Source organism: Flavobacterium sp. NLM (assembly GCF_002210235.1).
Lineage (GTDB): Bacteria > Bacteroidota > Bacteroidia > Flavobacteriales > Flavobacteriaceae > Flavobacterium > Flavobacterium panici.
In genome coordinates this window covers 144,533-158,971 of record NZ_LIAC01000007.1, presented here as the reverse complement: position 1 = coordinate 158,971, position 14,439 = coordinate 144,533, and the positions used below count along the sequence as shown (strand labels likewise).

Here is a 14,439-nt window from a genome sequence, read left to right as displayed (position 1 = left end):
AATTGCATTTCCGCGGTTGAAATCGTGGGCTATGTTTATAAAACTTATTAAGTTCTTTATGGTTTATTCCTTGCCTATTTTATGATTGAGGTTTTTGCTCTCAAACAATTTCTACTAAAAGTTTGTCATTTCGACGGAGGAGAAATCTCCGCAAGTAACTCTGCAAAGATTGGCGACATACTGTATGGAGCTTCTCGCGGAGATTTCTCCTCCGTCGAAATGACAAAACTGAGTTTTATTACTTCGTTGCTATCAATTTAAATTCTTACTTTCAAACAATTTCATCATTTCTTCGCCTTTTTCTTTTTCATTTGTAGCTTTTAAACATTGCGCGTATCTAAAATAATAAATGGTGTCTAAATTTGCATCGAGCGTAAATAACTCAGTGTAATATTTAACGGCATCTTCAAAATTACTTTCAAAATAGAACTTGTCAGCGACTTTTTTAAGCATGTCTATAGATTCGTACCCTTTATCCAAAACATTGGCGTAGGTGTCGAGAATATCTATTTTTACAAACTTCTCACTATAAGCCGGAGCAGTAACCTCAACTTCGACCGGTTTAATGGATTCAGTTGTTGCATCGGCCATTGATTTTGACGGTAAAATTGTGCTTGCTGTTCTTACTTTTGGTTTTTTATAGATTGGAGTTACCGTTCTGGTATTATTTGGACCGAGATCATTTGTATACACCATATCCAGTTTTGAAACTTCGTATTTAGTCGTTCTTTTTCCGAAAGGCATATTGATTACTTCTACAACCAAATACGATTCTATAACACGATCATCTGTTGGTTTGCTGTCAAATTTAAAAGGCGCTCTTCGAGAATCTGCATTTGCTACCATATAATTGGTTTGCTGAGCAAAACCACTTATTGAAAACAAACTGGCAAGAGCCGCAAAATGTAGTAAATATGTTTTCATAAGTAATAAATTAAAGTTGATACTCCGTAAAACACTATATAAAGCTACTGATTTTGTGACGTTTACACATTACTTTGACCGTGAAGTGCTTATAAAAACGATTAAGTGTGCGTTTTGCTTTTTGCCCAACGCTGATTGCTTTTATAATTTTAGTTTTTAATTATTCGTTGTGCGAAAAATTGTATTTTTGTTTTCTCCCGAAATCGAAGCAAATTGTATCACACAAAAACAACTTGTATTTTACAGCACCAATACTTTTTTCAGGAATTTTAAATATCTTTGAATTATGAGCACACTAACAAAACCAAATCATATAGGGCGAAAAATAAGCCGTATTCGTGAACTTCGCGATATGAAGCAGGAAGCTTTGGCACAAGCTTTGGGCACAAATCAACAAGCTATTTCGATTATTGAAAACAGCGAAACAATTGATGATGAAAAACTTCAGGCAATTGCCGAAATATTAGGCGTAACTGTTGAAGGAATTAAAAATTTCTCTGAAGAAGCGGTTTTAAATATTATTGGAAATACATTAAATGACGGAAGTGTTATTAATGGAAATGCATATCACTGCAATTTTAATCCTCTTGATAAAGTGGTCGAACTTTACGAACGTTTAGTTATTGCTGAAAAAGAAAAAGTTGAATATTTAGAGAAATTATTGAAGGGAAAATAATTCGGGACAAATAATTCACAAAATTAAAATCAGAAGAGGATATGTTTTTGCATATCCGCTTTTTTTTTCAAATTCATACTGTTTTTACTTCCGAAATAATATCAGATTGCTTTTTCTTAAACGGAAACATCTTTCTGTAACTTAAAACTCTCCACAGCCACTCAACCGGGCCATAATTGAATTTTGAAAGCCACCATTTGCTTATGAACAACTGAATTGTAAATACAAAAATGGCTAAGAAAAAGTAGAACCAATACGGCAGCGTATTATAAATTTTGAAACCAATTCCGGAGAAAAGAAAACACGCAATAATATTTTGCATCATATAATTGGTCAGTGTCATTTTACCGCTCACTTTAAAATAACTAAAAATTGTTTTCAGTTTTCCGCTGGTATACAATAAACAAATTCCAGACGCGATACATATCATTGTATTTATTATGATCCAAAAAACAGGATGAAAAACCGTGAAAATTATTTTCTGGTGAATTGCAATTTGAAAAAGAACACCTGCAATTATAGCTACAATCAATGTAATGAAAAAAGTCTTTTTTAATAGTTTTTTAAATTCAGGCAAACGATTAAAAAAGTTAATTTTTTGAGCATAAAAACCCAAAAGCATAAGCGCAAACATTACAACATGAACCGTAACGGCATAAACGAGATTAATCATTTCCTGATAATAAGTTCCCAGTAAATTAAATTGGAATACATCAAGCCAATTATCAGAATAAAATAATTTTAAATATTTAGCAGTAGATTGTACATCTGGCAATATTTGTTTTACCGAATTAATATAAGCAGTAAGAAACGGAACAGATAAAAGAAGAATTCCAGATGTTATTAAAATTGTTTTGGGAGAGCTTCTGTAAAAGAACAAAAGCAGCAACCCTAAAAAAGCATAATCTTTTAAGATATCACCAAGCCAAAAAGCAGAATTTATAAAAGCAAAAACAAACAGAATAAACATTCTCCAGCAAAAAAACGAAACAGGATTTTTACCTTTTTCGGCAACATTATTAATAAGAACGGCAAATCCGTAACCAAATAAAATGCTTAACAAAGTCCAGGATTTAGCAGAAAAAAAGTAGAGATTGAAATAGCTGATAATCTCAGAAAAAATCCCTTTTTTCATGATAAAACGCTCTAATCCGATGTAGCGGAAATCAACATAATTTCCTATTGCAACTCCTAATAAAGCCCAGCCCCGTAAAATATCTACAATAGCGGTTCTTTTATCTTCCTGAATGGGCTGAAATGAATTTGTCATAAATTAAAATGGTTTTTTTGGGGTGTAAATGTTTTTTGTTTAATGTATTTCAAATGTAAGAAAATAATCAGAAAATCAATTTTTATAACATTATGTGAAATCAAAATAAGACATAAAAAAAATCTCGTTTAAAATTCATTTCTGAAAATTAAACGAGACTTATTTTATTTTTATTTTTCGATTTAACTCAAATGTTCAATCATATCTTTAGTCATTGATTCTAAATCAAATTTATGATTCCATTTCCAGTCTTCTCTTGCAGAAGAATCATCAATACTTGCCGGCCAGCTGTCCGCAATTTTCTGACGGAAATCCGGATTATAAGTAATTTCAAATTCAGGAATATGTTTTTTGATTTCGGCAGCAATTTCTGTTGGGGTAAAACTCATAGCTGCTAAATTGTATGAAGAATGGATTTTAATTTCTTCTGCCGGAGCTTTCATGATATTGATGGTTGCTTCAATCGCATCATCCATATACATCATCGGCATTTTTGTTTCAGATGATAAAAAGCACTCGTATTTTTTATCGGCAATAGCCTTATAAAAAATGTCAACCGCATAATCTGTAGTTCCGCCGCCCGGTGGAGTAGACCAGCTTATTAAACCCGGATAACGAATACTGCGAACATCAACACCATAAATATTATGATAATATTCGCACCATCTTTCACCCGCTTGTTTGCTAATTCCGTAAACCGTTGAAGGTTCCATAATCGTATATTGCGGTGTATTTTCTTTTGGAGTTGTCGGTCCAAAAACAGCAATACTTGAAGGCCAGAAAATCTTTTGGATTTTTTTAGCTTTCGCCAAATTCAAAACATGAAAAAGTGAATTCATATTCAAATCCCATGCAAAAGCCGGATTTTTTTCTGCCGTTGCAGATAAAAGCGCAGCCATCAAATAAACATCAGTAATTTTATGAACTTCTACCAAATGTTCTATTTGATTAAAATCTAAAGCATTAACCACTTCAAAAGGTCCTGAATTAACAACATCAGTATTTAATTTTCGAATATCAGAAGCGATCACATTTTCGGTTCCGTATAATTTACGCAGTTTTTGCGTCAGTTCAGTTCCAATCTGACCGCAGGCGCCAATGATTAATATTTTTGGATTCATTTGTTTAGATTTAGTGTTGCAAATATAACGTTTTCGCAAATATCAACGTTTTTTCAAACATTAAATTATAAAATTAACAATGATAAAGATTGTTTTTTAGATTATTCACTATTCAAAACGTTAAACGAGATGAGGTTTAGCCACAGATTACACAGATTAAAATGATTTTTTTAATTAATTTGAAGACAAATAATCCTTTTAATCTGTGACACGAGCGATAGCGAACTGGCGAAGCAAATCTGTGGCAAAAAAATAACCTTGATTTATAGAATCTTTAGTAAAAAACACAATTCGTAATTGTAAATTTACTTCGTAACTTTGCACCCTAACATTTTATCAAATGAAATATAAAATAGCGCTGTTTTTACTCTTGATTTTTGTACTTCAATCATGTCAAAATGAGAATGAAAAGCGTCTTGCCGAAAATGCGAAAGAAGCTAAAAAGAATGAAAAAATCTTTAACAATATCAATAAAGCCTGGATTTTTATAGACGAACCAATAAATGATGTTTCAGAACAAAATGTAAAAGGCTGGACAGAGTGGCGTGATTTCCTAAAAGAAATAGGAGACAAGCCGAGAAAAACTATAGGCGCTTTTCAAAAAAAATCAACAGCGATTTCTAAAAAGGCGATAGCTTTAAACAATAATATTCCGTCACCATTTAATCAGCCGCAAATAAAAGCAAGGATCGCTATTTTGATTACCAAAGTCAAAATGATGGATTTATTTATTCATTTAAATCAAATTCCAGATGATAAAGTTGCTTTTTTAATTGGTGAAATAAACAAGGAATTAGTTTCGTTAGAAAGACAAATGGATAAAATTGTCGAGAAAGCAAAAATTCCAAAAGAAGAAGGAGAAGCTGATTTCCTTAAAATGTTAGACACAACCCGCGCAATCCCGAATTCTGCGCCTCCAATAGATCAAAATTTACCAAGAGTTGAGTAAAAACGCCTTATATACGATATACGACAATTTGCCAAAAGCGCAGCAAATTGCAGCCAGTTTACTGGAAGGAAATCAGATAAAAATGCACCTTCAGGGTTTGCTTGGATCTGCAGTTTCTTTTGTAATACGCTCAGTTTTTAAGAAAACAGAACTGCCTTTTTTGATTGTTTTAGACAACAAAGAAGAAGCCGCATATTACCTAAACGACCTGGAACAGATGATTGGCGAACAGGATGTTTTGTTTTATCCCGCTTCATTTCGTCGTCCGTATCAAGTTGATGAAACAGATAATGCCAATGTTTTGCTTCGCGCTGAGGTTTTAAACAGAATTAATTCCCGAAAAAAACCAGCCATAATTGTTACATATCCGGAAGCTCTTTTTGAGAAAGTTGTGACACGCCAACAATTAGACAAAAACACTTTAAAAGTAGCTTTAAACGATAAAATTTCGATTGATTTTATCAACGAAGTTTTGTTCGAATACGAATTTAAAAGAGTTGATTTTATTACAGAACCCGGCGAATTTTCGGTTCGTGGAGGAATCGTCGATGTTTTTTCTTTTTCAAACGATCATCCGTATCGAATAGAATTTTTTGGAAATGAAGTTGACAGCATCAGAAGTTTTGATGTAGAAACGCAGTTATCTGTCGAAACGCATAAAAAAATCACGATTATCCCGAATGTTGAAAACAAGATATTTCAGGAAAACCGTGAGAGTTTCTTAGATTATATTGCTGAGAAAACGGTATTGTTTATTCAAAATACTGACGGACTTTTTAGTCAGTTAGACAAACAATTTGCAAGGGCAGAAGAAGCTTTTGGTAAACTTTCGAAAGAAATAAAACATGCCGAACCAGAGCAATTATTTTTAAATCAAAGTTCGTTTATAAAACGTGCTTTAGATTTTTCGATTGTCGAATTGGCTTCAAAACCAATTTTTAAAACCACTAAAAAATTCGAATTTCATATTCAGCCTCAACCCTCTTTCAACAAACAATTTGATTTATTGCTGAATAATCTTAGCGATAATCATTTTAATGGATACAAGAATTATTTGTTCTGTTCGAATGAAACGCAGGCAAAACGTTTTCATGATATTTTTGAATCTTTAGATGAAGCTAATTCAGAGAATATCAGAAAGCAGTATAATACCATTGTATTGCCTTTGTACCAAGGTTTTATTGACGAAGAAAATCAAATAACAGCTTATACTGATCATCAGATTTTTGAACGTTATCATAAATTCAACATCAAAAACGGATATTCTAAAAAGCAGAATATTACGCTTAAAGAATTAACGGCACTTTCTGTTGGCGATTATGTAACGCATATCGATCACGGAATTGGAAAGTTTGGAGGATTACAGAAAATTCAGGTAGAAGGCAAAACGCAGGAAGCTATAAAACTGGTTTATGCCGATAATGATATTGTTTATGTGAGCATTCACTCGCTTCATAAAATTTCCAAATACAACGGAAAAGACGGAACGCCTCCAAAAATCTATAAGTTAGGATCGAACGCCTGGAAAGTTTTAAAACAAAAAACTAAAGCACGTGTCAAACATATTGCATTCAACTTGATTCAGTTGTATGCAAAACGTCGTTTAGAAAAAGGTTTCCAATTTGCGCCTGATAGTTACCTTCAAAACGAATTAGAAAGTTCATTTATTTATGAAGATACACCAGATCAAACTAAATCTACAGCAGAAGTAAAAGCCGATATGGAAAGCGATCGCCCAATGGATCGTTTGGTTTGCGGTGACGTTGGTTTCGGAAAAACGGAGGTTGCAATTCGTGCTGCTTTTAAGGCGGTTGACAATAGCAAACAAGTGGCGGTTTTGGTTCCGACTACGATTTTAGCGTATCAGCATTATAGAACTTTCTCTGAACGTTTGAAAGATATGCCAGTTACAATTGGTTACTTAAACCGATTTAGAACGGCAAAACAAAAAACGCAGACTTTAAAAGATTTAGCCGAAGGTAAACTCGATATCGTAATTGGAACACATCAATTGGTAAACAAAAATGTAGTTTTTAAAGACTTAGGTTTATTGATTGTTGATGAGGAACAAAAGTTTGGAGTTAACGTAAAAGATAAATTAAAAACCATTGCTGCCAATGTTGATACGTTGACCTTAACGGCAACACCAATTCCGAGAACTTTACAATTTTCTTTGATGGCGGCGCGCGATTTATCGGTAATTACAACGCCTCCGCCAAACCGTTATCCTATTGAAACAAATGTTGTTGGTTTTAATGAAGAAATTATTCGTGATGCGATTTCATATGAAATTCAACGAAACGGACAGGTTTTCTTCATCAATAATAGAATCGAAAATATAAAAGAAGTGGCCGGAATGATTCAGCGTTTGGTTCCAAATGCAAGAGTCGGAATTGGTCACGGACAAATGGACGGTGCAAAACTCGAAGATTTGATGTTAGGTTTCATGAACGGAGATTTTGACGTTTTGGTTGCTACAACGATTATTGAAAGTGGTCTTGATGTGCCAAATGCCAATACGATTTTCATCAATAATGCCAACAATTTCGGATTGTCTGATTTGCATCAAATGCGTGGACGTGTGGGACGAAGCAATAAAAAAGCATTCTGTTATTTCATTTGTCCGCCATATTCATCAATGACTGAAGATGCGAGAAAACGTATTCAGGCTTTGGAACAATTCAGCGAATTGGGAAGCGGTTTTAATATCGCCATGAAAGATCTTGAAATTCGTGGTGCAGGAGATTTATTAGGAGGAGAACAAAGCGGTTTCATCAACGAAATTGGTTTTGATACGTACCAAAAAATCATGAACGAAGCGATTGAAGAATTGAAGGAAAATGAATTCAAAGATCTATATCCGGAAGAGAACGATATTGAAACAAAAGAATACGTAAAAGATTTACAAATCGACACCGATTTTGAATTGTTATTTTCTGATGAATATATCAATAATGTAACAGAACGTTTGAGTTTATATAACGAATTGGGTTCTGTGAAAAATGAAGCCGAATTAGTAATTTTCCAAAATAAATTAATTGACCGTTTTGGCCCAATGCCACCACGTGCCAATGCGTTGATGAATAGTATTCGCATCAAATGGATTGCAACAGCCGTTGGTATTGAAAAACTGGTGATGAAAAAAGGTAAAATGATTGGTTATTTCGTTTCGGATCAGCAATCTGATTATTACCAATCCAAGCGTTTTCACAAAATGATAAAGTTTGTGCAGACTCACAGTAATCTTTGTACAATGAAGGAAAAACAAACTCCAAACGGTTTACGTCTTTTATTGACTTTTGAAAATGTAAAATCTACGAAAAGAGCTTTGGAATTGATGGAATTGTTGGGAGAGTAAAGTTGTTTGCCACGAATTTCACGAATTTCACGAATTAGCACGAATTTTTTTTGCCACAGATTAAAAGGATTTAAATGATTTTTTAATCTTCATAATCCTTTTAATCTGTGGCAATAATTTTTAAAATAAATTCGTGCTAATTCGTGAAATTCGTGGCAAAATAAAATAAAAATGGCGTATGAAATTTTCATACGCCATTTGGTTTTAATCTAAAAACAGAATTATTTAACGATCAGTTTTTTAGTTACTTTGAAATCTTTAGAAACAATATTTACAATATAAATTCCTGAAGCTAAACGATGATCGATTTTTCCTGAAGTTGAAAGTCTTTCAGATAAAACCGTCCTTCCGTTCATGTCTGAAACTGAAATCGCAGCAGAATCTCCGTTTTCTAATTCTGGCAATAAAACATGAAATTCATTATTCGTTGCCGGATTTGGATAAATACCAATTACTTTTTCTGTTTCTGAAACTTCATTAATGGTTATTGCAGATTTTCCTGTTCCAACAGTTGTAGGTTCCAATTGCCATTGTGCGCTATACCAGCCGTCTTGCGAATTTCCGTATTGTGCAGAACCTGTTTGGTTTTCAACATGAATAATATTTCCAGTCTGCCATCTGTTTCTTAAGCGAACCCAAGTTCCGTCGATATAATCGCTAGACCATTGCGCGCTCCAGAAAGTAGTATCTGTTATATTAGATTGAACTGTTCCGGTTTGGCTTTCAATATTCATTAATTCACCAGTTGCCACATTTTTAAGAACGAAATAAGTAGCGTCAATCGCTATTTTCTGCCATTTGTAGCTGTTACCAGAAACTGTAGTTCCATAACCAACATTTGCTCCGGCATCAGATAAATAGGCGCCTGTCCATCTGTTTTTAATAGTGTAATAATTTCCTCCTGTTGAAGTTGAAACGGTTACTGTGCATGTACTTGTTTTGTTTGCGTCAACAGTTGTAACCGTAATAGTTGCTGTTCCGTTTGCAACAGCCGTAATCAAACCTGAACTATTTACAGTTGCCACAGCAGTATTACTTGAACTATAATTTACAGATTTATTTGTTGCATTTGCGGGAAGAATTGTAGGTGTTAATTGCTGTGTTCCCCCAACTGATAATGATGCTGAATTTGGACTTAAACTTACACTCGTAACCGCAATATTTGATGCATTTACCGTAACTGCACAAGTCGCAGTTTTTGCTCCATCCTGAGTTGTAACCGTAATTGTTGCAGAACCTGCAGCAACAGCAGTTACCAAACCTGAACTGTTTACTGTCGCAACGGCTGTATTACTTGAACTATAAGTTACTGCTTTATTCGTTGCATTTGAAGGATTAACAGTTGGAGTTAATTGCTGTGTTGCACCAACCAATAATGTTGAAGTTGTTGGTGATAAAGTTACGCTTGTAACCGCAACAACAGTTCCCGGATTTGAATCGTACCAAGTCGTATTCATGTACCAGCCTGTTTTGTTTCGGCTTAAATCAGCAGTTTGATTTGTTCCGTCGTTAAAAATTAAATTAGTTGACGTTACATTGGTAAATGTGTAGCTGTACCATCCATTTCCTGCATCGGTCATGTTTACGCCCGGCCAGTTTACAGCTGCTAAAACTCCTGTTGGAAGAGCATTCCAGTAATAAATTTTAATTCCTGTTCCCCAGTTTGATGGTTTATAGAAATACACCGTAAAATTAGTATTTGGATTTACGGTAATTGTGGCTGAAGCTGTTTTATTTCCGTCTTGGGTAGTGGCTGTAATTGTTGCTGTTCCTGCAGAAACTGCTGTTACAAGTCCGCTTGAATTTACGGTTGCAATTGCAGTATTACTTGATGACCAGGTAACTGTTTTATTAGTTGCATTTGCAGGCGAAATTGTCGCTGAAAGCTGCTGTGTATTTCCTGCATACAAACTCGCTGTAGTTGGTGAAACCGCCACAGAAGAAACAGGAATCGCAGCGACAGTTACTGCGGAAGTTGCTGTTTTGTTTCCATCAACCGTTTTTACAGTAATTGTTGTTGTTCCTGCTGCAACAGCTGTAACTAAACCTGACGCATTTACAGTTGCAACAGCCGTATTGCTTGATGTCCATGTTAAGTTTTGGTTTGTTGCATTTGCCGGAGCAATTGTAGCATTCAATTGTTGTGTAGATCCTAAACCAACAGTTACTGTTGTTGGACTCACAGAAACTCCTGTAACGGCTACAACCGGCGCATTTGTATTCGTTAAAACCAAATATTCGTAAGCAGCAAATGTTCTTGTTGCGCCTGTTGTTAAAGTTACTGAAGCATTGTTGTTGTATGGATTTACGTAAGTTCCTGCTAAAGCTGCCGGAATTACATACGATTTTGAAGCATTTCTCAAATTCGACATTACAATAACTTTTTCCGAACCTAATGTTTTAGTGAAAATACTAATATCATCATTTGCATACGTGGTTAAATCTCCACGTCTGATGGCTGCGCTTGTCGTTCTGAAATTTAAGATTTTGGCGAAATCTGCAGCGGCAGTTGGATTTTGAGACCAGTTGAATTTAAAATTCGTCCAAGGCCAATCTGTTTTTGGTTCGTAGTCGATTTCCTGTCCGCTCATTAAAAAAGGAACCCCTTTCATATAAGCTGAAACTAAGAAGTTAGCAACAATTCCGTTGTGACTTTTGAATGGAATAATTGGTCTTCTTACGCCATCATCATTGGTATAAGTATCATGGTTACCAGTGTATCTAACTATTTGCTGATTTCCAGTTGCTTTAGCATACTCATACGTAGACTGGTCCTGAAGCCTTTGAGAAACAGGCCCTCCATTAGCGATATCATATAAACCGCTGTGAAACCATCTGTCACCATAATTCATGTCGAAACCAACCTGAAAGTTCTCTTGTCTGTCTCCTTCGGCTAACATTAATAAATTATGAGAAGAAATTCCTCTAAGATTTGAATTCACTTCAGACCAAAAATCTAAAGGAGGATTATTAGCATAATCGCAGCGGTATCCATCAATGTTGGCAGCGAAAATCCAATAGCGCATTGCATCTTTGATAGCTGCTCGTGTAGCTGAATTATTAAGATCAAGTGCAGCAATATCAGAGAAGTTTCCTAATTGCTGAATCGTTGTTCCGGTTCGTTTATAATATTCCGGATGTGAAACTGTCCAAACATTGTCCCATGAAGTTCCGTTGATGGCAATATCCAAGATAACGGCCATTCCGCGGCTGTGAGCTCCATCAACTAAAGTTCTTAAATCAGCAAGTGAACCATATTCTGATCCTACGGCTTTAAAATCTTTAATACAATAAGGCGAAGCCGAACTTCGGGAATCTGTACCGTGCGGATAAATTGGCATTAAATAAATAACATTGGTACCGAGTGCTTTTATATTATCTAATCGGGCGGTTACTCCGGCTAAATTTCCGTTGGCACTAAACGGACGTATATGAACCTGATACATGTTTACATCTCGTGTATCGGGTACGCCTGTAAATGGCGTTCCGTACTGAGGCGGATCTTGTGCATAAACTGAACTTGCAAATAATAATAGAAAACAGACTAGTATTTTCGTAATATGAAATAATCTAGTGGTAATTTTGATTTTCATAGTAGTAGTTTTTTTGCATGCTTGTCAGCATTTCTTAACTAAAATTCATTCTCACTCGCATTGTTTTTAAATTTGACAAACATTTTGTGGTTAATAGTTTTCAAGTAGTAAAATTTTTAATCTAATTATAATCGTTGATTATACTGCATAACGATTTTATCTAACACATAGAAACATAGATATTATGGCGTAAAAAGAGTTCAAAAAAGAAACAAATTTCTTCACACATAGATAGCTATGTGTGTTTTAAATAAATGAAATGCCTTTTTTTGGAGTTTACAAAATCTATGTTTCTATGTGTTAAAATAATTATGCTCAACGAAGAATTATAACTTTTTCAATCCCTTTAATTCTTCAGCATTTGCTTCTTTGATGCTGATTGCAGTACCTCCGCCCGGAGCTAAATACTGCTTCAATTTGCTTTTTGAGTTTACAACAACTTTGGTAACGGTATATTTCTGCGGATTTTGATTCCAATTAGCTTCTTTGGCATCAGCATAAATAGTGGCGATGAAATTTTTTCCGGCAGGTAAATAATCAAATGAAATGTTTGCTGTTCTTGCATTTTCATCGGTAATTCCGCCTATAAACCACTCGTTTTTGCTTTTTGCTTTACGTGCAATTGTAATATAATCTCCAGGCTCAGCTTCCAAAATGTAACTGTTATCCCAATCTACAGCAACATCTTTAATGAACTGAAATGCGTCTGGAAAACGCTCATAATTCCCCGGAATATCAGCAGCCATTTGCAATGGACTATACATCGTTACATAATAAGCTAATTGTTTTACCAAAGTAGTATTTACTCGTTGTGAACTTCCTGTTCCGTAATACGAAAGATCAGTTTGGAAAATTCCCGGAGTATAATCCATTGGACCGCCCATTAAACGTGTAAAAGGTAAAATTGTAGTGTGATCTGGAGCTAATCCTCCCATAGATTCAAACTCGGTGCCGCGCGCTGACTCCTGAGCGATCCAGTTAGGAAAAGTTCTGTTTAAACCAGTTGGACGAACGGCTTCGTGACTGTCAATCATAATTTTATAATCGGCGGCACGTTTTGCAACGTTAATGTAATGATTCACCATCCATTGTCCGTCATGATGTTCGCCACGCGGAATAATTTTCCCTACATAACCTGTTTTTACAGCGTCATAACCATTGTCGTTCATAAATTGAAAAGCACGATCTAAACGACGTTCGTAATTGGTTGCAGATCCTGATGTTTCGTGGTGCATGATAATTTTTACCCCTTTTGAAGCCGCATATTCATGAACCGCTTTTACATCAAAATCCGGATATGCTGTTACATAATCAAAAACTTCTTCTTTCCAGTTGTTGATCCAGTCTTCCCAGCCAATGTTCCAGCCTTCGATAAGAATCGCATCAAAACCATTTTTAGATGCAAAATCAATATATTCTTTTGCGCGTTCTGTTGTGGCTCCGTGTTTTCCGTTTGGAGTAAGTTTTGTAAAATCATCTGTTAATTTCACATTGTTTTCTTTTCCAAAAGCCCAGGTACTTCTTCCTGCTACAAAATATTCCCACCAAATTCCGATGAATTTTACTGGTTTAATCCACGATACATCTTTATAACTTGTTGGTTCGTTAAGATTCAGAATTAATTTTGAAGCTAAAATATCTGTTGCTTTATCACTTACGACAATGGTTCTCCAAGGCGATTGTGCATCGGTCTGGATATAACCTTTTGCATCAACTGCATCTGGCGCCAAATGACTAATCATTTTGTTGTTTACGGCATCAACTTCAAGATACATTGCCGGATAATTGATTAATCCTGCTTCGTGAATGTTGATGTATAAACCATCATCTGATTTCATCATTGACGGCGTTTGTACTGCTAATTCTTTTATTGGCCACTGCGAATTGATTTCGATAGTAGCTTTTTTCATGAGTGAAGGAATCTCTGAAATTTTTGATGTTGTATACGCATATTCGTTGGTATCATAATCTCCCGGAATCCAGAAAATTTTATGATTTCCAGCCAAATTAAACTGTGAACGTTCTTCTTTTATTACAAAATAGCTTAGATCATTTTGTTTTGGAAATTCATATCTAAATCCCAATCCGTCGTTGAATAAACGGAAACGAATACGAATAAATCTATTGTTATTTTTTGCTTGAGCTAATGTGACAACCAATTCGTTGTAATGATTACGAATTGTTTTTTCTTCGCCTAAAACCGGATTCCAATTTTCATCAACAGAAGATTGTGCTGTGTTTGTAATGGTAAAACCATCCAAAAACGAAGGCATATTTTGAAGTTCTAAACCCAAAGAACTTGGTTTTATAACTGCTTTTTGTTTGTATGATAATTGGTAAGACGGAATTCCGCCTTCTTTTAATTCAAATTTTAAAGAAAGATTTTTGTCTGGCGAAGTTATTTCTTGTGCCTGAAGCCAGATTGTGCTTACGAATACAAAAAATAAAAGCGCTGTTTTTTTGCTCAAACGAATTTGAAGCAATGATTTTTGGGATTGAAAATTCATATTATTTAGTTTTTGGCAAATCTAATTTTATTTAAAGATGC

At 34.8% G+C, this 14,439-nt stretch carries 8 protein-coding genes; 3 read left to right on the top strand and 5 right to left on the bottom strand.

Going from position 1 to position 14,439, the window contains the following annotated elements; translation table 11 throughout:
• Nucleotides 1–252: 252 nt before the first annotated feature.
• The gene (locus APR43_RS10350; protein WP_053472883.1) at nucleotides 253–924 is read right to left on the bottom strand and encodes a hypothetical protein; all 672 of its coding nucleotides are present in this window, start codon (nucleotides 922–924) and stop codon (nucleotides 253–255) included.
• A gap of 286 nt (nucleotides 925–1,210) precedes the next feature.
• Between APR43_RS10350 and APR43_RS10340 the strand changes: the two genes are divergently transcribed.
• Complete coding sequence (locus APR43_RS10340) at nucleotides 1,211–1,600, top strand: helix-turn-helix domain-containing protein (RefSeq protein WP_088636406.1); 390 nt, start codon at nucleotides 1,211–1,213, stop codon at nucleotides 1,598–1,600.
• A 73-nt stretch (nucleotides 1,601–1,673) separates the two neighbouring features.
• On the opposite strand, the gene APR43_RS10335 is transcribed toward APR43_RS10340, so the two are convergent.
• Both APR43_RS10335 and APR43_RS10330 read right to left on the bottom strand, forming a co-directional pair.
• Nucleotides 1,674–2,870 (bottom strand): DUF418 domain-containing protein, encoded by a 1,197-nt coding sequence (locus tag APR43_RS10335; protein WP_053472847.1) that lies wholly within the window; start codon nucleotides 2,868–2,870, stop codon nucleotides 1,674–1,676.
• Nucleotides 2,871–3,052: 182 nt separating this feature from the next.
• Nucleotides 3,053–3,991 carry an L-threonine 3-dehydrogenase gene (locus APR43_RS10330; RefSeq protein WP_053472846.1) on the bottom strand — a complete coding sequence of 313 codons (939 nt, stop codon included), beginning with the start codon at nucleotides 3,989–3,991 and terminating at the stop codon, nucleotides 3,053–3,055.
• A 340-nt stretch (nucleotides 3,992–4,331) separates the two neighbouring features.
• On the opposite strand from APR43_RS10330, the gene APR43_RS10325 reads away from it, so the two are divergent.
• Together APR43_RS10325 and mfd are read left to right on the top strand one after the other, a co-directional pair.
• Nucleotides 4,332–4,940, top strand: a complete 609-nt coding sequence (locus APR43_RS10325) for a hypothetical protein (protein ID WP_053472845.1) — start codon at nucleotides 4,332–4,334, stop codon at nucleotides 4,938–4,940.
• Nucleotides 4,933–8,298 (top strand): transcription-repair coupling factor, encoded by a 3,366-nt coding sequence (gene mfd, locus APR43_RS10320; RefSeq protein ID WP_053472844.1) that lies wholly within the window; start codon nucleotides 4,933–4,935, stop codon nucleotides 8,296–8,298. Before APR43_RS10325 ends, mfd begins: the two co-directional genes overlap by 8 nt.
• Before the next feature lie 221 nt (nucleotides 8,299–8,519).
• Here mfd and APR43_RS24460 read toward each other — a convergent pair whose 3' ends face one another.
• Both APR43_RS24460 and APR43_RS10310 read right to left on the bottom strand, forming a co-directional pair.
• Entirely contained in the window at nucleotides 8,520–11,891 is a 3,372-nt protein-coding gene (locus APR43_RS24460) for an Ig-like domain-containing protein (protein ID WP_082356409.1), read from the bottom strand.
• 326 nt (nucleotides 11,892–12,217) lie between these two features.
• Entirely contained in the window at nucleotides 12,218–14,398 is a 2,181-nt protein-coding gene (locus APR43_RS10310; RefSeq protein WP_053471570.1) for a glycoside hydrolase family 97 protein, read from the bottom strand.
• Between the last annotated feature and the right edge of the window lie 41 nt (nucleotides 14,399–14,439).

Coding starts and splice junctions, on each gene's coding strand:
- APR43_RS10325 (WP_053472845.1), top strand. CDS start 4,332: ATGAAATATAAAATAGCGCTGTTTTTACTCTTGATTTTTGTACTTCAA.
- APR43_RS24460 (WP_082356409.1), bottom strand. CDS start 11,891: ATGAAAATCAAAATTACCACTAGATTATTTCATATTACGAAAATACTA.
- APR43_RS10350 (WP_053472883.1), bottom strand. CDS start 924: ATGAAAACATATTTACTACATTTTGCGGCTCTTGCCAGTTTGTTTTCA.
- APR43_RS10340 (WP_088636406.1), top strand. CDS start 1,211: ATGAGCACACTAACAAAACCAAATCATATAGGGCGAAAAATAAGCCGT.
- APR43_RS10330 (WP_053472846.1), bottom strand. CDS start 3,991: ATGAATCCAAAAATATTAATCATTGGCGCCTGCGGTCAGATTGGAACT.
- APR43_RS10335 (WP_053472847.1), bottom strand. CDS start 2,870: ATGACAAATTCATTTCAGCCCATTCAGGAAGATAAAAGAACCGCTATT.
- APR43_RS10310 (WP_053471570.1), bottom strand. CDS start 14,398: ATGAATTTTCAATCCCAAAAATCATTGCTTCAAATTCGTTTGAGCAAA.